Annotated in this window: 13 protein-coding genes and 2 pseudogenes; 5 read left to right on the top strand and 10 right to left on the bottom strand. The window is 62.5% G+C overall.

Annotation, left to right across the window (positions count from 1 at the left end):
* The first annotated feature begins 496 nt into the window (after window positions 1-496).
* Window positions 497-1,660 carry a type III PLP-dependent enzyme gene (locus ACM6IM_RS28925; protein WP_192309578.1) on the top strand — a complete coding sequence of 388 codons (1,164 nt, stop codon included), beginning with the start codon at window positions 497-499 and terminating at the stop codon, window positions 1,658-1,660.
* A gap of 69 nt (window positions 1,661-1,729) precedes the next feature.
* Here the strand turns inward: ACM6IM_RS28925 and ACM6IM_RS28920 are convergent, their stop codons facing one another.
* Window positions 1,730-2,497: a tetratricopeptide repeat protein gene (locus ACM6IM_RS28920; protein WP_414866981.1), complete on the bottom strand. Its 768-nt coding sequence runs from the start codon at window positions 2,495-2,497 to the stop codon at window positions 1,730-1,732.
* Window positions 2,494-3,174: a Fe2+-dependent dioxygenase gene (locus tag ACM6IM_RS28915; RefSeq protein ID WP_414866980.1), complete on the bottom strand. Its 681-nt coding sequence runs from the start codon at window positions 3,172-3,174 to the stop codon at window positions 2,494-2,496. Before ACM6IM_RS28915 ends, ACM6IM_RS28920 begins: the two co-directional genes overlap by 4 nt.
* A gap of 206 nt (window positions 3,175-3,380) precedes the next feature.
* On the opposite strand from ACM6IM_RS28915, the gene ACM6IM_RS28910 reads away from it, so the two are divergent.
* Together ACM6IM_RS28910 and ACM6IM_RS28905 are read left to right on the top strand one after the other, a co-directional pair.
* Window positions 3,381-5,696 carry a TonB-dependent receptor gene (locus ACM6IM_RS28910; RefSeq protein ID WP_414866979.1) on the top strand — a complete coding sequence of 772 codons (2,316 nt, stop codon included), beginning with the start codon at window positions 3,381-3,383 and terminating at the stop codon, window positions 5,694-5,696.
* A gap of 187 nt (window positions 5,697-5,883) precedes the next feature.
* The gene (locus ACM6IM_RS28905; RefSeq protein WP_414866978.1) at window positions 5,884-8,409 is read left to right on the top strand and encodes a PepSY domain-containing protein; all 2,526 of its coding nucleotides are present in this window, start codon (window positions 5,884-5,886) and stop codon (window positions 8,407-8,409) included.
* Between the two features lie 180 nt (window positions 8,410-8,589).
* Here ACM6IM_RS28905 and ACM6IM_RS28900 read toward each other — a convergent pair whose 3' ends face one another.
* Genes ACM6IM_RS28900 through ptsP form a run of 3 tightly spaced genes read right to left on the bottom strand, consistent with a single transcriptional unit; the run spans window position 8,590 to window position 14,140 of the window.
* A complete protein-coding gene (locus tag ACM6IM_RS28900) occupies window positions 8,590-10,326 on the bottom strand; it encodes a PTS fructose-like transporter subunit IIB (RefSeq protein ID WP_414866977.1) in 1,737 nt (578 codons plus the stop codon).
* An 11-nt stretch (window positions 10,327-10,337) separates the two neighbouring features.
* Window positions 10,338-11,279 (bottom strand): 1-phosphofructokinase, encoded by a 942-nt coding sequence (gene pfkB, locus ACM6IM_RS28895; protein ID WP_414866976.1) that lies wholly within the window; start codon window positions 11,277-11,279, stop codon window positions 10,338-10,340.
* Complete coding sequence (gene ptsP / locus ACM6IM_RS28890; RefSeq protein ID WP_414866975.1) at window positions 11,279-14,140, bottom strand: phosphoenolpyruvate--protein phosphotransferase; 2,862 nt, start codon at window positions 14,138-14,140, stop codon at window positions 11,279-11,281. Before ptsP ends, pfkB begins: the two co-directional genes overlap by 1 nt.
* Window positions 14,141-14,428: 288 nt before the next feature.
* On the opposite strand from ptsP, the gene cra reads away from it, so the two are divergent.
* Window positions 14,429-15,424, top strand: a complete 996-nt coding sequence (gene cra, locus ACM6IM_RS28885; RefSeq protein WP_414866974.1) for a catabolite repressor/activator — start codon at window positions 14,429-14,431, stop codon at window positions 15,422-15,424.
* Between the two features lie 3 nt (window positions 15,425-15,427).
* Entirely contained in the window at window positions 15,428-16,204 is a 777-nt protein-coding gene (locus ACM6IM_RS28880) for a TatD family hydrolase (RefSeq protein ID WP_201194595.1), read from the top strand.
* A gap of 2 nt (window positions 16,205-16,206) precedes the next feature.
* On the opposite strand, the gene ACM6IM_RS28875 is transcribed toward ACM6IM_RS28880, so the two are convergent.
* The 5 genes and pseudogenes from ACM6IM_RS28875 to ampD form a co-directional block, all read right to left on the bottom strand.
* Window positions 16,207-16,596 (bottom strand): hypothetical protein, encoded by a 390-nt coding sequence (locus ACM6IM_RS28875; protein WP_414866973.1) that lies wholly within the window; start codon window positions 16,594-16,596, stop codon window positions 16,207-16,209.
* Window positions 16,597-16,769: 173 nt separating this feature from the next.
* Window positions 16,770-17,342, bottom strand: a pseudogene (locus ACM6IM_RS28870) (methyl-accepting chemotaxis protein); the annotation flags it as partial.
* A gap of 285 nt (window positions 17,343-17,627) precedes the next feature.
* A pseudogene (locus tag ACM6IM_RS28865) lies at window positions 17,628-17,831 on the bottom strand (HAMP domain-containing protein); the annotation flags it as partial.
* A gap of 1,148 nt (window positions 17,832-18,979) precedes the next feature.
* Window positions 18,980-19,816 (bottom strand): regulatory signaling modulator protein AmpE, encoded by an 837-nt coding sequence (gene ampE / locus ACM6IM_RS28860; protein WP_414866972.1) that lies wholly within the window; start codon window positions 19,814-19,816, stop codon window positions 18,980-18,982.
* The gene (ampD, locus tag ACM6IM_RS28855) at window positions 19,813-20,373 is read right to left on the bottom strand and encodes a 1,6-anhydro-N-acetylmuramyl-L-alanine amidase AmpD (protein WP_414866971.1); all 561 of its coding nucleotides are present in this window, start codon (window positions 20,371-20,373) and stop codon (window positions 19,813-19,815) included. Before ampD ends, ampE begins: the two co-directional genes overlap by 4 nt.
* Window positions 20,374-20,436 lie beyond the last annotated feature (63 nt).

The following is a 20,436-nucleotide window of genomic DNA, read 5'->3' as shown; positions in this document are numbered from 1 at the left end:
TAACACTTGAAAATTGTCCGGGAACATCTGCCCGTCATCTCTGTCCGCTACAAAGAGTGATGTCGGTCACGCACGTCAGAAGAGTGCAAAAACGCGACATTTTTTGTTGATCTCAGGTCCCTCACGCCCTAAAGTTCGCGCCGAACGTCCATGCTGGAAACGATCCATCCGGCTCAAGTACTGACGACGAGACAGCAAGGCCAAGGGAACACAGGTCCAGATCGTTTGAGAGCGTAGCGAGCGCAGGCAAGACAAGGCGGGAAGAGGCGAGGAAGCGGAGTCTACTGATTGTAAATGAGCATTCCGAGCCTCTTCCCAACGCAGTATTGCGTGCGTAGCGCCGTAGGCGCCGAGCCTGCAGTAGCTCTCAAACGATCTGGATGGCCTTTTTGCTTTCGGCGGCAATGCCTTGGGAAGTAGGCGAACCAAAGTGGGGATACGGAGGGCGTTCATTTGCACCCATTGATTTTTCAGTTTGCCAGTAGGAGTTCCCAGCATGTCGATCCAGGTCGAAGACTATTTCGCGCGCGAAACCTTTCAGAAAATGAAGGCCTTCGCCGACAAACAGGAAACCCCGTTCGTGGTGATCGACACCGCGATGATCGCCCAGGCCTACGATGACCTGCGTGCCGGTTTCGAATTCGCCAAGGTCTACTACGCGGTCAAGGCCAACCCGGCCGTCGAGATCATCGACCTGCTCAAAGAGAAAGGTTCGAGCTTCGACATCGCCTCGATCTATGAGCTGGACAAGGTGCTGAGCCGTGGCGTGAGCGCGGATCAGATCAGCTACGGCAACACCATCAAGAAGTCCAAGGACATCCGCTACTTCTACGACAAGGGCGTGCGCCTGTACGCCACCGACTCCGAAGCGGACCTGCGCAACATCGCCAAGGCGGCACCGGGCTCGAAGGTCTACGTGCGCATCCTCACCGAAGGCTCGACCACGGCTGACTGGCCGCTGTCGCGCAAATTCGGCTGCCAGACCGACATGGCCATGGACCTGCTGATCCTCGCCCGCGACCTGGGCCTGGTGCCTTACGGCATCTCGTTCCACGTCGGCTCGCAACAGCGCGACATCAGCGTCTGGGACGCCGCCATCGCCAAGGTCAAGGTGATCTTCGAGCGCCTGAAAGAAGAAGACGGCATCCACCTCAAGCTGATCAACATGGGTGGCGGCTTCCCGGCCAACTACATCACCCGCACCAACAGCCTGGAAACCTACGCTGAGGAAATCATCCGCTTCCTCAAGGAAGACTTCGGTGACGACCTGCCGGAAATCATCCTGGAGCCCGGCCGTTCGCTGATCGCCAACGCCGGCATCCTGGTCAGTGAAGTGGTGCTGGTTGCCCGTAAATCCCGTACCGCCGTCGAGCGTTGGGTGTACACGGATGTGGGCAAATTCTCCGGCCTGATCGAAACCATGGACGAAGCGATCAAGTTCCCGATCTGGACCGAGAAGAAAGGCGAAATGGAAGAAGTGGTGATCGCGGGCCCAACCTGCGACAGCGCCGACATCATGTACGAAAACTACAAGTACGGCCTGCCGCTGAACCTGGCCATCGGCGATCGCCTGTACTGGCTGTCGACCGGTGCTTACACCACCAGCTACAGCGCAGTCGAGTTCAACGGCTTCCCGCCGCTGAAATCGTTCTACGTGTAAACGCTGCAGGCATTGAAAAGCCCATGACATGACCTGTCATGGGCTTTTTTGTGCACCTGTAGATCGCTCCTACAAGGGGGTTAGCGTCTGCTCGAGTTCAGCGCAGCGTTCGGTGTAGTCGGCTGCCAGGGCACGGATCTGTGGATCGGTGGCGCCCAGCAACGACTGGCTCGCCACCCGCAGGAAATTCAGATTGCCGCCGACCAGCGCCTTGCGTAACCAATCCAGCGCCTCATCGAGGTTGCCTTCACTCGCCAACACCGCCGCATAACTGAACTGCCCACGGAAATCGCCGCCGAGGGCCGAACGTCGATACCAGTGCACAGCGCCCGCCGGGTCCGCTGGACAGAACCGCCCCTCCTCCAGGTATCGCCCCAGCAGGTTCATCGACTTCGCGTGGCCCAACTGCGCGGCACGTCGATAAAGGCTCAGCGCCTGCACCTGATCCTCGACTCCACCCCGTCCGGTCGCCAGCAGGTTGGCGTAGTTGTACATCGCCCAATCCAGCCCGGCATCGGCAGCAACGCCATAGTGCCGGGCGGCGACGGCGGCATCGGCCACGCAACCCCAGCCATGCTCATGGCAACGACCGAGCATGTTGCGGGCCATCAGGTGCCCGCCCTGTGCCGCGATCTCGAACCAGCGCAGCGCCAGCCTTTGGTCCAGTTCGATGCCCTGCCCGTCCAGCAGGATTTGTCCGAGCAACGCTTGAGCGTCGAGCACACCTGCGCGCGCGGCGATCAGGATGGCCTGTGCGGCGCTGGCAGGACTTTCCTCAAGCATGGCCTTGAGCTGGTCGCCATCGAGCACTTCCTCACGGCGCAGTCGAAAACTCATACCTCGACCCAACGACGCAGCAGGTTGTGATAGGTCCCGGTCAGGCGAACCAGTGACGGATGATCAGGCACGTCCTGTGTCAATTGCTGGATCGCCCCGTCCATTTCGAACAGCAGCGCGCGCTGGCTGTCTTCACGGACCAGGCTTTGCGTCCAGAAGAACGCGGCGAACCGCGTGCCTCGGCTGACAGCGTTGACCTTGTGCAGGCTGGTGCCGGGATACAGGACCATGTCGCCAGCCGGCAGCTTGACCCGTTGCACGCCGTAGGTGTCCTGGATTTCCAGCTCACCGCCGTCGTAATCCTCGGGCTCGCTGAAGAACAGCGTCGATGACAGGTCGGTGCGCACGCGCTCGATGCTGCCCTTGGGTTGGCGCACGGCGTTGTCGATATGGAAGTCGAAACTGCCGCCCGCCGTGTAACAGTTCACTAACGGTGGAAAGACCTTGTGCGGCAACGCCGCCGACATGAATTGCGGGTTTTTCCACAGCCGCTCGACCATCGCCGCGCCGATCTCCTTGGCCAGCGGATGACCCTCGGGCAATTGCAGATTGTGTTTGGCCTTGGCCGACTGATAGCCGGCCGTGATCTTGCCGTCCGCCCAATCGGCCTGTTCCAGGGCTTCGCGAATACGCTGCACCTCTTCTTTGGTGAACAAGCCCTTGATGTGCAGCAGCATGGAAAGTACCTGAAGGCAAAAGGATGACAATGGTATTGATTCTTATTGCCAGTGTAAAACCCGGCAGACGAATGAATCATCAAAAACCGTAAGGGCAAATTGTAAAGAATGTAAATTCAGTGCGAATAGTAACGTTTCGCAATTGATACAAAGACGCGTCTACCCTATATTCCGCGACCTCAAATCCTTGGGGAAGGGAAATTCAGATGTCGCGCCAACCAGCACAATTACCTGTCAGTTCACCGCGTCTGCTCGCCTCGGCGATTGGCGTGGCACTTACCGCCGGCTCCGCAGGGCACATGGTGTTCGCCGCCGAGAAGACGGACGAAAAGGCACCGAACGGCGCGATTGCCCTGGATGCCACTGCCATCACCGGTGAAGCGCAGGACGCGACCAGTTACAACGCCGAGAAGGCCTCTTCGCCCAAGTACACCGCCCCGCTGGTCGACACGCCGCGCTCGGTCACCGTCATTCCACAACAAGTCCTCAAGGACACCGGCGCGCTGAACATGCAGGACGCCCTGCGCACGGTTCCCGGCATCACCTTTGGTGCCGGTGAAGGCGGTAACCCGCAGGGCGACCGTCCATTCATTCGCGGCTTCGATGCCCAGGGCGATACCTACCTGGACGGCGTGCGCGACACCGGTTCGCAGAGCCGTGAGATCTTCGCGGTCGAATCGATCGAAGTCAGCAAGGGCCCGAATTCCGCCATTGGCGGTCGTGGCGCGGCCGGTGGCACAATCAACCTGGTGAGCAAGAAAGCTCACCTTGGCAACTCGCTCGACGGTGGCTTCACCTGGGGTTCGGACCAGACCCAGCGTTACACCTTCGATGGCAACTACCAGTTCACCGACACCGCTGCCGGCCGTCTGAACCTGATGAGCCACGAAAGCAATGTCGCCGGCCGTGATCAGGTCGATTACGACCGTTGGGGTGTCGCGCCATCCCTGGTGTTCGGCCTGGGCACCGACACCCGGGTCAATCTCGATTACTACCACCTGGAAAGTAACGACACACCGGACTCGGGCATTCCGTATTCGTTCTCGTCGCCGCGCACCAAGGCCAATCCGGACAAGCCGTTCTCCGGAGGCGACGACAGCAATTTCTATGGTCTGGACCGCGACTTCCGCAAGGGCCGCACCGATACCGCCACCTTCGCCATCGAGCATGATCTGAGCGACGCGCTGACGATCAAGAACACCTTGCGCCACGGCACCAGCATGCAGGATTACATCCTGACCCAGCCGGACGACAGCAAGGGCAACGTCAACTTCGACAGCGTTTGGCGCCGGGCCAACACCCGCGTCAGCAACACGGAAACGACGACCAACCAGACCGATCTGTTTGGTGATGTCTACATCGCCGGGTTCAAGAACAGCTTCTCCACCGGCATCGAGTTCAGCCGCGAAGAAAGTGAAAAATCGTCGTACAACGTGAACACCGACACCACGCCGCTGACCACAGCGCCTCCATCCAGCACCAACTGCCGTCCTCCCATGATCGGCGCGCCAAGTGGCTATAACTGCACCTCGCTGTCGAACCCGAACCCGAACGATCCATGGAACGGCGCGATCTCGCGCAACTATGCCGGCACCGACACCAAAGCCGACACCTATGCGCTGTACGTGTTCGACACCTTGGAGTTGTCCGAGCAGTGGCTGGTGAACATGGGCCTGCGCTACGACCATTTCGACACCGAATACAAAAGCTACACCGCGGCCGGCGCGACGACCTACAAGGGCGATGACGTCAGTGAGTTCGTCACCGGTCAGTTCGGCGTGGTCTACAAGCCGGCACCGAACGGCAGCATTTACGCCTCGTATGCGACGTCGGCCACACCACCGGGCGCCACCCTCGGTGAAGGCCAGGACGGTAACCCGTTGAGCGGCACGCCGGATCGCAGCGGCAACCTGCTGAGCAGCGACATGGAGCCGGAGACCACCAAGAACTACGAAATCGGCACCAAGTGGGACTTCCTGAACGATCGCCTGTCGCTGACCGCCGATGTGTTCCGCACCGAGAAGGAAAACGCCCGGGTTCAGGTCAACACCACGTCGTATGAAAACGCCGGCACAACCCGCGTCCAGGGCTTCGAGCTGTCGGCCAGCGGCAAGCTCACCGACCAATGGCAAGTGTTCGCCGGTTACGCCTACATGGACAGCGAACAGGTCGATGGCGGTGATCTGCCTGCCAACAAAGCCAAAAATGGCAACGAACTGCCGAACACCCCGAAAAACAGCGCCAGCCTGTGGACGACTTATCAAGTCACGCCAAAGCTGACCATCGGTGGCGGAGCGTTCTACGTCGATAAGGTATTTGGCAACGTGGACAACACCACCATGGTGGATTCCTACGTTCGCTACGATGCGATGGCCGCCTACAAGCTGACCAAGAACATCGACCTGCAATTGAACGTGCAGAACCTGACTGACGAAACCTATTACGACAAAGCCTTCTCGACCCACTTCGCCAACCAGGCGGCCGGTCGTACGGCATTGCTGAGCACCAATTTCCACTTCTGATTCCCGGAACACCGCCAGACCGGTGGGAGCGAGCCCGCTCGCTCCCACCGAAGCAGTAACCGTCAGGCGAAGCCCTGTTCATCCGGATGAACAGGGCTTTTGCGTGTGAAAAAGAATGTTTCTCGACAACCCACGGCATCATAATGCGCGCCGTGATGACCACTTTCGAACGAACAAGGCGAGCGACGTGTTGAAGAAAACCCTGTTCCAGTTGCACTGGTTTTTTGGCATCAGTGCCGGGCTGGTCCTGGCCCTGATGGGCATCACCGGGGCAATGGTCTCGTTTCAGGATGAAATCCTGTATGCGGTGAACCCCTCTGTGCTGCAGGTACAGAAACAGGTTGCCGGTGTGCTGCCGCCCGCCGAACTGGTGGCGAAAGTCGAAGCGGCCACCGGCCTGAAGGTCGCGATGCTCTCGGTCGACATCGACAGCGACATCGCCGCCCGGGCCTTCTTCACCCCGCCGCCGGGTGAACGGCGCGGTCCCATGCGTTTCTTCGATCCGTACACCGGCGAACTGCTGGGCGAAGCGAGCGGCCAGTCCTTCTTCGGCCTGATGCTGCAATTGCACCGCTTCCTCGCCATGGGCGACAGCGGTCGCCAGATCACCGGGGCCTGCACGCTGATCCTGGTGTTCTTCTGCCTGTCCGGCCTCTACCTGCGCTGGCCCCGCCAGTGGAAAAGCTGGCGCGCCTGGCTGACCCTGGACTGGAAGAAAAAAGGTCGCAGCTTCAACTGGGACCTGCATTCCGTCGCGGGCACCTGGTGCCTGGTGTTTTACCTCCTGTCGGCGCTGACCGGGCTGTTCTGGTCCTACGAGTGGTACAGCAAGGGCCTGACCCGGTTGCTCTCCGACGCGCCGCAGAACGAACGCGTGCGCAATCGCGGCCCGGCGCCAGCCGGCCCGGCGCCGGTCGCCGATTACTCGGCCATGTGGAGCAGCATCTACAGCGCGGCGGGTCCCGACCTGAGTTTCTACAACACCCGCATGCCACCCGTGGCCGGACAACCGGCGACGGTGTTCTACCTGTTGAAAGACTCGCCCCATGACCGCGCCCTGAACCAGATCACCCTGGACCCGGTCACCGGCGTGATCAAACGGCACGACCGCTACAGCGACAAAAGCTTCAAGGCGCAGTTGCTGACCAGCATTTACGCCCTGCACACCGGCAGCTACTTCGGTATTGGCGGACGCATCATCCTGACGCTCACCGCCCTGACCATGCCGTTGTTTTTCATCACCGGCTGGATGCTCTATCTCGACCGCCGCCGCAAGAAGCGCCAGATCAAGGAAGCGCGCCAGGGCCTGGTCCAACCGGGCGGCAACACCCCGGCATGGCTGATCGGCTTCGCCAGCCAGAGCGGGTTTGCCGAGCAACTGGCGTGGCAGACCGCCGGCCAGTTGCAGGCCGCCGGGTTGCCGGTGAACGTGCAGCCGCTGGCGAGCCTGAGCGAACAGGATCTGCGGGAATCGAACAACGCGCTGTTCGTGGTCAGCACCTTCGGCGACGGCGACGCGCCGGACAGTGCCCGCGGGTTCGAACGCAAGGTGCTGGGCCGGGCGTTGAGCCTGGAGCGGCTGAACTACGCCGTGCTGGGCCTGGGCGATCGCCAGTATCAGCACTTCTGTGGTTTCGCCCGGCGCTTGCACACCTGGCTGGGCGAACACGGCGGCAAGAGCCTGTTCACCCCGGTGGAAGTGGACAGCGGCGACCCGTACGCCTTGCGTCACTGGCAGCAACAGCTGGGCCTGCTGACCGGGCAGGCGCCCGTGGACACCTGGCAGGCACCGAGCTACGACCATTGGACGCTGGTGCGCCGAGACCTGATGAACCCCGACAGCAGCGGCTCGCCGGTGTACCTGCTCGGTCTTCGCGCCCCGACCACCAGCAGCTGGCTGGCCGGCGACCTGGTGGAAGTGCTGCCGCGCAATTGCCCGTGGGCCATCGAACACTTCCTTGATGGCCTGGGGCTCGATGGGCGGGCCACGGTGCAGCTCGACAGCCTGTCGCAGCCACTGGAACAGGCACTCGCCAGTCGCCAGTTGCCCGAGAACCGTGCCCATCTGGTCGGCCTGCATGCCCAGGCCCTGGTCGATGCGCTGGTGCCTCTGGCGATGCGCGAATACTCCATCGCGTCGATTGCCGCCGACGGCGTGCTGGAAATGATCGTGCGCCAGCAACTGCATGCCGATGGCAGCCTGGGCATTGGCTCCGGCTGGCTGACCGAACACGCCCCGGTGGGCAGCGGCATCAGCCTGCGGGTACGCCGCAACAGCGGTTTCCATCTGCCGGTCGAGCCCGTGCCGATGATCCTGGTGGGCAACGGTACCGGCCTGGCCGGCCTGCGCAGCTTGCTCAAGGCTCGGATCGCCGACGGGCAACAGCGTCATTGGCTGCTGTTCGGCGAGCGCAATCGCGAGCATGACTTCCTGTGCCGCGATGAGTTGCAGGAGTGGCTGATTTCAGGGGATATCGAGCGCCTGGACCTGGCCTTCTCGCGGGACCAGGCCGAGAAGATCTACGTTCAGGATCGCCTGCGCGAATCCGCCGATGAACTGAAAAAATGGCTGGCCGACGGCGCGATGCTCTACGTTTGCGGCAGCCTGGAAGGCATGGCCAGCGGCGTGGACCAGGTACTCAACGACGTACTCGGCGCCGCAGAGGTCGAGCGGCTGATCGAACAGGGACGCTATCGTCGGGACGTCTACTGACAAACCGCCATCGCGGGCAAGCCCGCTCCCACAGTGAATCGGGTAGTTTCTGGACAGAGTGAACACCCCAAAAACCTGTGGGAGCGGGCTTGCCCGCGATGAGGCCCTCACTGCCAACATCCATGGCGCCTGACACTCCGCTATCGCGGGCAAGCCCGCTCCCACACAAGTCTCGCGTGCTCAGGCGTTCACGGGCTCGGCGGCCAGCTCGACCGCTTCCGGGCGCTTCAACAGGGCATAGGCCACGGCGGTCAGCAGGCTGCCGGCGACAATCGCCAACAGGTACAGCAAGGCATGGTTGATCGCATTGGGAATCGCCAATACAAACAACCCACCATGCGGCGCCATCAGTTTGCACCCGAAGTACATCGACAGGGCCCCGGTCAGCGCGCCGCCGGCCATGCTTGCCGGGATCACCCGCAACGGGTCTTTGGCGGCGAAGGGAATGGCGCCTTCAGAGATGAAGCACAAACCCAGCACCAGCGCCGCTTTCCCGGCCTCGCGTTCGGTCTGGGCGAACTTGCGACGGGCGAGGAACGTGGCGATGCCCAGGCCAATGGGGGGCACCATGCCGGCCGCCATGGTTGCGGCCATCGGAGCGTAGCTCTGCGAGGCCAACAGCCCCACCGAGAAGGCATACGCCGCTTTGTTGATCGGCCCGCCAAGGTCCACACACATCATGCCGCCGAGCAACACGCCGAGCAGAATCGCGTTGGTGGTGCCCATGCTGTCGAGAAAATGCGTCAGCCCGGCAAGCATTCCCGCCACCGGTTTACCGACCACGTAAATCATCACCAGGCCGGTGAACAGGCTCGCCAGCAGCGGGATGATCAGAATCGGCTTCAACGCTTCAAGGCTTTGCGGTAGACGCGCGTAGCGATTGATCGCCTGCGCCGCATAGCCGGCGATGAAACCGGCAATGATCCCGCCGATGAAACCGGCGCCCAGCGTGCTCGCCAGCAGGCCGCCGATCATCCCCGGTGCGAGGCCCGGGCGGTCGGCGATCGAATAGGCGATGTAGCCTGCCAGCAGCGGCACCATCAACTTGAAGGCCGTCTCGCCACCGATCTGCATCAGGGCCGCCGCGAGGGTGCCTTCTTCCTTGAACGCAGTGATGCCAAAGACGAACGACAACGCGATCATCAAGCCGCCCGCCACCACCATCGGCAGCATGAACGACACCCCGGTCAGCAGGTGTTTGTAGACGCCGGTCTTTTCCTTGGCCGGTGCCTTGGCCCCGGCAGCCGCACTTTCCTGCTTGCCCTCGGCCAGGGCCTTGTTCAACGTCGCCTCGGCCTGTTTCAGGGCGATACCGGTGCCGCAACGGTAGATTTTTTTTCCGGCAAATCGCTCGGTGGCGACTTCGATATCGCAGGCCAGCAGCACCACGTCGGCTTCGGCAATCGCGGCGGCGCTCAAGGGATTGCGCGCGCCCACCGAGCCCTGGGTTTCAACTTGCAGGTCGTAGCCCAATTTTTTGGCGGCTTGCTGCAAGGCTTCGGCCGCCATGAAGGTATGGGCCACCCCGGTCGGGCACGCCGTGATCGCCACCAGGCGCGGGGCGTTCTGCGCATCGGCCACAGGTTCGACCGCCACTTCAGGTGCCACATGCACCTGTGCTTCCTGCGCCCCACGGCGCAACACCGCCTCGACATCCTGCAGCGCCTGCGCCGGGGTGCTCTGGAACACGCGCTTGCCGACAAATCGCGACAGGTCGACTGGCGCACTGGTCACCAGCAGCACCCATTCGGCCGCTTCGATCGTCGCCGCCGACAACTGCCGCTCAGGGTGCGCCGCATCCACCACTTCGACGCTGGTGCTCCAGCCCTGGCGCTGTGCCGCCGCATCGAGCAAGCGGGCGCACAGCACACTGGTGACCATGCCGTTCGGACAGGCCGTAACAATGGCTAACTTCATGACATACCCTCTTATTGTTCTGTCAGGGGATGAATGCGTACCCCCTGTTCGAGCTGCGCCAATTGCGTCGCATCGCCAATGCCGTAACCGATCTGCGTCACCGCCATCGCTGCAATTGCCGTAGCGGTGCGCAGGGTCTGCTCCGGGGTGTCGGGCTTGAGCAGACCGTGGAGCATGCCGGCCAACAACGAATCCCCCGCGCCCACCGTACTGGCGACGCTGACCTTCGGTGGCGTGGCGTGCAGCGCCGCGCCGACACTGAACCAGTTCACGCCGTCGGCACCGTGGGAAATCACCACATGCTCAATGCCTTGCCCGTGCAAACGGCTCGCGGCATCGGCTTGCGCGGCGACCGAAACCACCTCTCGGCCAAGCGCTTCAGCCAACTCTTCGGTATTCGGCTTGATCAGCCACGGACCCGCCTCGAGCGCCGCGCGCAAGGCTTCACCGCTGGTGTCGAGCGCCACCTTCAGCCCGATTTTTTTCAAGCGCAGCACCAACGCCTGCAACCACTGCGGGCTGATGCCCTGGGGCAGGCTGCCAGCGACAACGACCGCGTCATGCCCTGGTGCAACCTGATCCAGTCGATCGAGCAACGCCTGTTGCGCCGCTTCACTGACCTTCGGCCCCGGACCGTTGATGTCGGTGATGCGCCCGTCGCCTTCCGCGACCTTGATGTTGCTGCGGGTGGCGCCCGGAACGCGGATGAAGGCATCGACGAAACCGCGCCTGGAAAACAGGGTTTCGAACGCTTGCAGATTGTCTTCGCCGAGGAATCCGCTGACGGTGAGCTGGTGTCCGAGGTCCGCCAGCACCTGCGCCACGTTCACGCCCTTGCCGGCGGCATGGGTGTGCATGTCGTCGCTGCGATTGACCTGGCCGGGCTCGAGGCGTGGCAACTGCACCGTCAGGTCCAGTGCCGGGTTGAGGGTCAGGGTGAGAATCCGGGCCATTACAGAGCCTCCACTAATTCGCGCACTTCGTTCGCGCTGCCCACGGCCAACGCCTGTTGGGCAAGGGTTTGAGCCTGGGTCAGGCTGAGTTCGCGGATGCGCGCCTTGACCTCGGCAATGCTGCGCCCGGAGACGCTGAGTTCATCCACGCCAAGACCGACCAGCACCGGTACCGCCAGCGGATCGGCCGCCAGCTCGCCGCACACGCCGACCCATTTGCCGTGGGCGTGGGCGGCACGCACGGTGATGTCGATCAGTTGCAGCACCGCCGGGTGCAAACCGTCGGCCTGGGCCGACAAGGTCGGATGTCCACGGTCGATGGCCAGGGTGTATTGGGTCAGGTCGTTGGTGCCGACGCTGAAGAAGTCGACCTCCTGGGCCAGCACCGGGGCGAGCAACGCCGCCGACGGCACTTCGATCATGATCCCCAGTTGCAGATCGGCGACCGGGATTTCCCGGCGCAGGCGTTCGGTCATGTCCCGTGCCGCGCGCCATTCCTCCACGCTGCCGACCATCGGGAACATGATGCGCAGCGGTCGGTTATCGGCGGCCCGCAACAAGGCGCGCAGTTGCGCTTCCATGATCTGCGGGCGTTGCAAGGTCAGGCGAATGCCGCGCACCCCGAGGAACGGGTTCTCTTCTTTGGCGATGGGCCAATATGGCAGCGGTTTGTCGCCGCCGACATCGAGGGTGCGCACCACCAGCGGCCGACCGGCCAGCCCATCGAGCACGCGCCGGTATTCGGCTTCCTGGGTGGCCTCGTCCGGCGCCTGCGGGTGGGCCATGAAAATCAGTTCGGTGCGCAACAGGCCAATGCCTTCGGCGCCCTGCTCCACCGCGCTGCTGACGCCAGCGCTTTCACCGATATTGGCGAACACTTCCACCGGGTGCCCATCGCGGGTCAACGCCGGTTGATGGCGTTGTTCGGCCGCCGCTTTCAGGCGTTGTTCGCGCGTATCCCGTTCTGCACGGGCACGTTGCAGGGTCGCCGCATCGGCGTCGACATGCAGGCGACCGCGCTGGCCATCGAGCAGCAGCGGCGTGCCCGGCGCCAGCAGCAACACCGCCGCGCCCGCGCCGACCAATGCCGGGATGCCGAGTGCGCGGGCGACGATCGCACTGTGCGCGGTGGCGCCGCCCCGAGCGGTGAGAATGCCGGCGACCCGGGCAGGATCCAGGCGCGCCACATCGGACGGTCCGACTTCGTCCATCACCAGGATGTACGGCTGATCGGGTTCACTCGGGGTTTCGACGCCACAGAGTTGCGCCAGCACCCGACGACCGATGTCGCGCAAGTCCGCCGCGCGCTCGGCGAGCAGCGCATCCTGCAACGATTCCTGTTGCCGGGCCGCGCCCTCGATCACCGTCATCCAGGCGGCTTCGGCGCTCTCGCCCTGTTTGAGGCGGGCCTCGACTTCATCGGTCAGTTCCGGGTCGTCGAGCATTTCCTGATGGGTGATGAAAATCTCACGAATGGCCTTGGACGGGCTCCGCTCGATCAACCCGGCGATGTCGCGACGCACATGCGCCAAGGCCTGTTGCAGACGCTCGCGCTCAACTGCGGCGGACTCGCCACGCAGCGCATAGTCGATGGCCTGCACCACCTGGATATGCGCCGGGCCGATAGCGATGCCCGGGGCGGCAGGGATCGCTTGAACCACACTGCCGGCCGCCGGAGCGAGCAGCACTTCGGCAATGTCAGTGGGGACTTCACGCGGCGGGCTCACCACGGGCAGCGGCTCGACCTCTTCACCCAGGCCTTCTTCGATGGCGGCCAGCAGGGCCGGCAAGGCATCCGCAGCGATGTCCGGCTCGGCAATGAATTCCAGCACCTGACCACGGCGGGCGCCGAGACTGAGCAACTTGCTCAGGCTCTTCACCGACACGGCGCTGTCGTTTCCATCGACGAGACGCACACGAATCTCGCCTTCAAAACTTTTCGCCAGCTGCGCGAGGATCTTCGCCGGACGCGCGTGCAAGCCATGGGCGTTGGCCAGGGCAATGCGCGCGCTCGGCCAGTCTGCGGGCAGCTCGCCCCCGAGCACTTCGAGGACTTTACGGCGGCTGGTGGCGCGGCCCAGTTCATGACCACGACCTTCGATCAGCAACGCGCACAGGCGCTCGAGCAGGGCCTGGTGCGCTTCACCGAGACTGGCCAGGCAAAACAGCCCCGTCAGTGGCTGACCGAGATAACGCATGGGCTTGTCCGGCGTGACAAACGCCAGGCCCGGACGCTTGACCGTCTGCTCGCTGTGCAACCACCACAGACCATCCCCCAGAGGCAACGCTTCGACCTGCTGCAGGACAGCGGAAAAACCGTTGCTGACGCAATCCGCCTGACGCAGCAGACGCGCACCGCGCCAGACCAGTTCTTCGAAATCTTCGGCCGACACTCCCAGGCCGATCATCTGGGCGTCCAGAGCCAGCTCTTGGGGCGCGCCCTGCAGCAGTTTCAACAGGGCTTCGGGCGTACTGGCGCGACGCAGGGCCTGGCCCAGATCGGTTTCGCCGAGGGCGCGGGTCAGCAGTTGCAGGAGCCGCAAATGCTCGTCGGACTTGGCCGCGATGCCGATGGCCAGGTACACCATCTGGCCGTCGCCCCAGTCCACGCCCTCGGGGAATTGCATCAGCCGCACGCCGGTGGAATACACCTGATCGCGGGTTTGCGGGGTACCGTGGGGAATGGCAATACCTTGACCCAGAAAGGTCGAGCCCTGGGCCTCGCGGGCCTGCAAACCGGCGAGGTAACCGTCGGCAACCAGGCCATCGGCCACCAGGTGCCGGGCCAACTGCTCCAGCGCGGCGGACTTGTCCACGGCCGATTGGCCCATGGATATCTGCTCTATCGTAAGCTCGAGCATGCGTTCTCCTTTTTGGCACCTCGGGGCGCCAGGTATTGTTTTGAATGAGTCAGCTTAGGCGCTTGGTCGCAACTTTTGGCGGTTTCGCGGCAGAACCGGCCAAATGCACCTAATGTGTAGAAAATACGCTTGCTGAAACGTTTAATCTAGAATGTTTGGCACGTTACTCGATAATCTTTCAGGGTTGAAGCCCAACCTGTCGGATGGTTGCGACAATAGGGTGCATGCCCGAATCGGGTAGGATTGGCGAAAATCTCGGGGCACGCCCGAAAAAAAGGAAATCCCGGTTTGAAACTCAGTGATATTGCACAGTTGGCCGGTGTGTCCGTGACCACCGCCAGTTATGTCATCAATGGCAAGGCTGAACAGCAACGGATCAGCAGCGCCACCGTCGAGCGCGTGCGCGCGGTCGTCGAACTCCATGGCTTTACACCCAACCCGCAAGCGGCGGGGCTGCGCAGCCGGCATACCCGCACCCTGGGCTTCATCCTGCCGGACCTGGAAAACCCCAGTTATGCGCGGATCGCCAAGTTGCTGGAACAGGGGGCCCGGGCGCGCGGCTATCAACTGTTGATCGCCAGCTCCGACGATGCGCCGGACAGCGAGCGGCAATTGCTGCAATTGTTCCGCGCCCGGCGCTGCGACGCCTTGATCGTCGCCAGTTGCCTGCCAGCCGATGACGACAGCTACCGTCAGTTGCAAGCCAAGGGGATGCCGATCATCGCCATCGACCGGGTCATGGCGCCTGACGACTTCTGTTCGGTGATCAGCGACGACCACGAAGCCAGCCTGCAGCTGACGCGCAGCCTGCTCGACCCCGTACCCCGGCAGATCGCCCTGATCGGCGCGCGCCCTGAACTGAGCATCAGCCAGGAGCGGGCCGCCGGGTTCAAGGAGGCGTTGGGTGGATTCACCGGCGAGATCCTGATCGAACACGGCGAGTCGTTCAGCCGCGAATGGGGCAAGCAATTGATGGAAGAACTGCTTGAGCGCCTGGGGCATCTGCCGGATGCGCTGGTCACCACATCCTATGTGCTGCTGCAGGGTGTGTTCGATGCCTTGCACGATTTCCCACTGAAATCCCGCCCCCTGCGCCTTGGCACCTTTGGCGACACGCAGCTGCTGGACTTCCTGCCCCTGCCGGTCAACGCGATGGCCCAGCAGCATCAGTTGATCGCCGACAAGGCGCTGCAACTGGCCCTCGCCGCCATCGAGCAGTCGGACTACCAACCCGGCGTGCACGCCATCGCGCGGACCTTCAAGCAGCGAATTCGCCAGGACTGAGCCGTGGAGCTGATCGACACCCATACCCACCTCGACTTCCCGGACTTCGACGCCGACCGCCAGGCATTGATGGCCGAAAGTCGCGCCCTCGGCGTGCGTCGGATGGTGGTCTTGGGCGTTCACCAGGGCAACTGGCAGCGGGTCTGGGAGCTGGTGCAGGGCGATCCGGACCTGCATGCAGCCTTTGGCCTGCATCCTGTGTACCTGGAGCAGCATCGACCCGAAGATCTGCGTGAACTGGGTGACTGGCTGAGTCGCCTGGCCGGTCACCGCCAGCTCTGCGCCGTCGGCGAAATCGGACTGGACTACTTCATCGAGACCCTTGATCGCGAACGCCAGCAGGCATTGTTCGAAGCCCAGTTGCAACTGGCCGTCGACTTCAATCTGCCCGTGCTGGTGCACGTACGGCGCAGTCATGCGGCGGTGATCGCCACCCTCAAACGCTTCAAGCTCAAACGCGCCGGCATCATCCACGCCTTCGCCGGCAGTCGCGAAGAGGCCCGGGAGTACATCAGGCTCGGCTTCAGGTTGGGCCTGGGCGGTGCCGCCACCTGGCCACAGGCCTTGCGCATGCACCGCGTGCTGGCCGAATTGCCGCTGGAGTCCGTGGTGCTGGAAACCGATTCGCCGGACATGGCGCCTGCCATGTTTGCCGGCCAGCGCAACAGCCCGGCGCACTTGCCGGCGATCTGCTCGGCACTGGCGCACATCTTGGCAATCAGTCCCGAGCAACTGGCCGCTGCGAGCACGGCCAATGCCTGCGAGCTGTTCAACTGGTAGCGTCAGTCGGCGTGTGCCCTGGCCGCTTCCAGAATCAGCGTGATGTGTTGCCGGTGCCTCGCGTATTGCACAACGACCAGATAGATCAGAATCGCCACCAGGGTAAAGTTGATCTGCTCGATCACGCTGAGCAACCCGACCCACTCCATCACCAATGCCACCAGCATCGCGGTGCAAACCATGACCAAGGTACTGGCGCGCAGCAGCGCGAGCGAGTCCAGCGACTTGATCCGCCTGATCTGTTTCGGGTCACTCAATTGCAAGGCTTTGTGGCAGTGGGAACAGGGAAAGGCTTCATTGATGGCGATGGCGTTGAGCTGCCAGGGTGCAAGCAGACAAATGCTTGCGCAATGGGCGCATTGGCCGTGGATTCCAGTGATAGCGACGGACATAACCGAGCCTCCTCAAGGTAGGTCAGGGTTGTGGATCATCCTTCATTGAAGAGCAAAAACCAGAGCCTGGAGGAAAACCAGATAGGGCCGACGCGGCGGGGTAACAAGTATTACAAAATGTGCACAGAAATCTGTAGGAGCGAGCACGCTCGCTCCTGCGGGTCCAGCAGGCCTTACACCCGGAACGCGTTGATCAGTTGCTTGAGCTCCAGCACCTGCACCGACAACGCCCGGCTGGCGTCCTCGGTCTGGTGTGCGCCTTCGGCAGTGCGCTCGCCGGCCCGGTTGATCTCGACGATGTTCTGGTCGATGTCGTGCGCCACGGCCGTCTGCTGTTCGACGGCGGCAGCGATCTGCTGGTTCTGATCGACGATCATTCCTACGGCACCGAGGATGTTTTCCAACGCCTGTTGGACTTTTTCCGACTGACCAACCGTACCGCTGGCCATTTGATGACTGCTGCCCATGGCCTTCACCGCAGCACCGACGCCGCTGTGCAGCCTGGCGATCATCTGTTCGATTTCTTCGGTCGATTGCTGGGTGCGCTTGGCCAGGGTCCGGACCTCGTCCGCCACCACGGCAAAACCGCGCCCCTGTTCCCCTGCCCGCGCCGCCTCGATGGCTGCGTTGAGCGCCAGCAGGTTGGTCTGCTCGGCAATGCTTTTGATCACCTCCAGCACCGTACTGATGGACTGGCTGTCGCTGGCCAACTGGTTGATCACCCGCACCGACTGATCGATCTCGCCGGCCAAAGCCGCAATGCTGCCCTGCTGCGACTCCACCAGGCCGCGCCCGTTGATGGTTTCGTCATTGACGCTGTGGGCACTGCTGACCGCTGCGGCCGCACTGCGAGCCACCTCCTGGGACGTGGCCGACATCTGGTTCATTGCCGTCGCCACCTGTTCGATCTGTGTACGCTGCCCCGCGACAGCCTGGTTGCTGCGGGCGGAGACGGTCTCGACCTGCCCGGCCTGACGCTCGACTTCCGCGACGGTCTGGCCAACCCGCTCGATCAGGTCATGGATTTTCTTCACGGTGCCGTTGAACACCTCGCCCAACTCGCCCAGTTCATCACGGCTGTTCGCGTTGAAGGTCACCGTCATGTCGCCGGCCGCCACCTTGTCCATCATCGCGCCCAGGCGCTTGAGGGTGGTGCGCGTCGAAGCATAGAAACCGCCGTAGAGGTAGAAAATCAGCACGAACACCACCGACAGCGCGATGGCCTGCAAGAGCATGTGGGTGCGGTTCTGGATCAGGCGCTGCTGCAACTGGGTATCGAGGAATTTCAGGGTCGCGTCGTTGAGCTGGTAGGTCTGCTCCATCAGGCCGCTGACCTGATCGTAGAAAGCCTGCCACGGCGCCTCGAGGGTATCGGCCATCACCACCTGCTCTTCGAACAGTTCACTGGCCTTTTTCAACGACGCCTTGCTGATCTCGGCCTGGGCCGCCAGGGTTTCACGCGCTGCCTTGCTCGAGCCCAGCGCATCCTGGAGTTTCAGGCCGTATTCCGCCTGCTGCTTTTCGATCTGCGCCAACAACTCATCGAACCGCGTACTCGACGACGAATTGAGAAACCCCTGTCCCAGGGAGTAGGCGCCCATGGCGCGACCGTCGCCCAGCAACTGGGTGACAGGTGGTGTGATGTTGGTGATGAGTTCGGTGAGCTGGCGCATGTCGCCCTGGGTGTCACGGCTCAACCCCGCCTGGCTGGCGATGATCTGGCTGAAAATCTGTGCATTGCCCAGCAGCTTGCCGATCAGCGCACTTTTGCTCTGCAACGAGTTTTCCGTCTGCTGGGCCTTGAACGCGCCGATCATTTCATCCCGCTTGCCATCGAACACGGCGACCTGCTCAGGATCGATGGTCATTGCCGTCAACCCTTGCAGACGGGCCAGCACACCCTGTTCAAGGGCCGTGATCCTGGATTCGACGTCACCGGCCTTGCCGGCCTGACCGAGCACGACGTTGATCTGCACCAGGTTATTCAGGGTTTCCAGGTCGCGTCGCAGGGTCAGGCTGCTGCCCAGCAGGTCGAGGCTTTGCAGTTCCACCTGAGTGCCCTGGAATTCACGATAGGAATCGCGCACCAGGTAAAAGTTGGTCACCAACATCGGCACCAGGAACAGGATACTGATCAGGCTGAACTTCATGCCGAAGCTCAGGCGGTTCATCAGCGCGACAGCGGGATAGAGCAAGCTCTTCACTGGAAGTCCCCCCTTTCGATTTCTTATTTTTATTGGCAGGCGCGCATCGACAGCAGATAGCCACCATTGAGCGCTATCGTTGTATAACTCAAATCGTCAGGGGGTTTTGTAACTTAAAGTTAACGGGAACGGGCTCAAACCGGCAGACGCAGGCTTGCCCTGCGGCTAGGCAATCGGCTTCAGGGCAGGACCGTCCACAAAGCGAAACCGGCGTACCAGAGCACCGCCGCGCGCAGCAGCAACTCCCAGAGTCGATCAAGGTTATTGATGCCGTCCGGCCCGGCCACCGGGGCAGGAATTTCACCCGCCACCAGCCCGATTCTCTCGATCAGTTGCGCGGCGCTGATATTCCAGTTCAACAATTCATGCAGCATGACCCGGCTCACCGCGACAAAATTGCCGACCAGGGCGAAGCTCGCCGCCAGCAGGCGCACCGGCACCCAGTCGAACGCATGGCGCAGTTGCGTCGCGCACTCGACGACGGCCGGGTTTTTTCCATGCGTTTCGGCCAGGGCGAGCAATCGGTAACTCAATGCGGCCACCGGACCGAGGAGGAAGTACCAGAAAATCACCGCGAAAAAGCTCTGGTAGGCCTGCCATAGCAGATGGCCCTGGACCCGCTCCAGCAACTGCTCGCCGCTGTCGGCGCAGATATCGAGGTCACGCTTGGCCACGTGGGCGGCCGCTTGCAGGTCCTCCCGGCGCCAGGCATCCCGAAACGGCCCGAGACCGCCCTGCAGATCACCTCGTCCCAGGCTGTAAATCACCACCAGCAAATGCACCGGCAACGCCAGCAACCCATACGCGACCGGCTCCAGCACCACCAGCAACAGCCCCAGCAATGCCACCGGCAGCAACACCAGGATCAGCAATACCCACCAGGGGTGATTGATCAGGCGCGGGCTGGCCTCGAGCTTGTGCAGCTCGCGCACCCAACCGCCGTCACGTTGAATCCGATGGCGCAGGGCCGAGAACTTCTCGATCCACACCGCCAACAGCAACACCAGAAAACTCATCGTTGTACCTCTTTAGCCAGGGCGGATCGATAACGCGCCCAGTCGAACGCCGGCCCCGGATCAGTCTTGCGTCCGGGCGCGATGTCGCTGTGACCGCAGATGCGTTGCGGGGTAATGGCCGTGAAGGCGCCTTGCAGTTGCAACGTCAAGGCAACCAACGCCTCGTACTGGGCGTCGGTGAACGGCAGATCATCCGTGCCTTCCAGCTCGATGCCCACGGAAAAATCGTTACAGGTTTCCCGGCCTTCGAAACACGACACGCCGGCATGCCAGGCACGCTCCAGGCACGAGACGAATTGCGTGACCGTGCCGTCACGCTCGATCAGGAAATGCGCGGACACCCGCAGGTCAGCGATCCCCTCAAAGTAGGGATGCTCTGTGACATCCAGCCGGTTCTGGAAGAATTCCTGCACCTTGCCGGTGGCGAACTGCGCCGGCGGCAGGCTGATGTTGTGGATCACCAGCAGGGAAACTTCGCCCGTGGGGCGCGCATTGAAGTTGGGAGAGGGGCAGGTATTCACGCCCAGGCACCAACCGCTCGCGGGGTCCAACTGCATACAGGTTCCTTCAACGTCGACTGTGTTGGCGCCCAGTATGCCGCGATAGCCCCCCGGCGTGCG

This window comes from Pseudomonas sp. IT-P12 (genome assembly GCF_949767465.1).
Lineage (GTDB): Bacteria > Pseudomonadota > Gammaproteobacteria > Pseudomonadales > Pseudomonadaceae > Aquipseudomonas.
Note: the sequence above shows the minus strand (reverse complement) of the source record. Positions and strands in the feature narration are given on the sequence as shown.

Excerpts from the sequence above, each read along its gene's own strand:
- ACM6IM_RS28925 (WP_192309578.1), top strand. The coding sequence starts at position 497 with ATGTCGATCCAGGTCGAAGACTATTTCGCGCGCGAAACCTTTCAGAAA.
- ACM6IM_RS28920 (WP_414866981.1), bottom strand. The coding sequence starts at position 2,497 with ATGAGTTTTCGACTGCGCCGTGAGGAAGTGCTCGATGGCGACCAGCTC.
- ACM6IM_RS28915 (WP_414866980.1), bottom strand. The coding sequence starts at position 3,174 with ATGCTGCTGCACATCAAGGGCTTGTTCACCAAAGAAGAGGTGCAGCGT.
- ACM6IM_RS28910 (WP_414866979.1), top strand. The coding sequence starts at position 3,381 with ATGTCGCGCCAACCAGCACAATTACCTGTCAGTTCACCGCGTCTGCTC.
- ACM6IM_RS28900 (WP_414866977.1), bottom strand. The coding sequence starts at position 10,326 with ATGAAGTTAGCCATTGTTACGGCCTGTCCGAACGGCATGGTCACCAGT.
- pfkB (WP_414866976.1), bottom strand. The coding sequence starts at position 11,279 with ATGGCCCGGATTCTCACCCTGACCCTCAACCCGGCACTGGACCTGACG.
- ptsP (WP_414866975.1), bottom strand. The coding sequence starts at position 14,140 with ATGCTCGAGCTTACGATAGAGCAGATATCCATGGGCCAATCGGCCGTG.
- ACM6IM_RS28875 (WP_414866973.1), bottom strand. The coding sequence starts at position 16,596 with ATGTCCGTCGCTATCACTGGAATCCACGGCCAATGCGCCCATTGCGCA.
- ampE (WP_414866972.1), bottom strand. The coding sequence starts at position 19,816 with ATGAGTTTTCTGGTGTTGCTGTTGGCGGTGTGGATCGAGAAGTTCTCG.
- ampD (WP_414866971.1), bottom strand. The coding sequence starts at position 20,373 with ATGCAGTTGGACCCCGCGAGCGGTTGGTGCCTGGGCGTGAATACCTGC.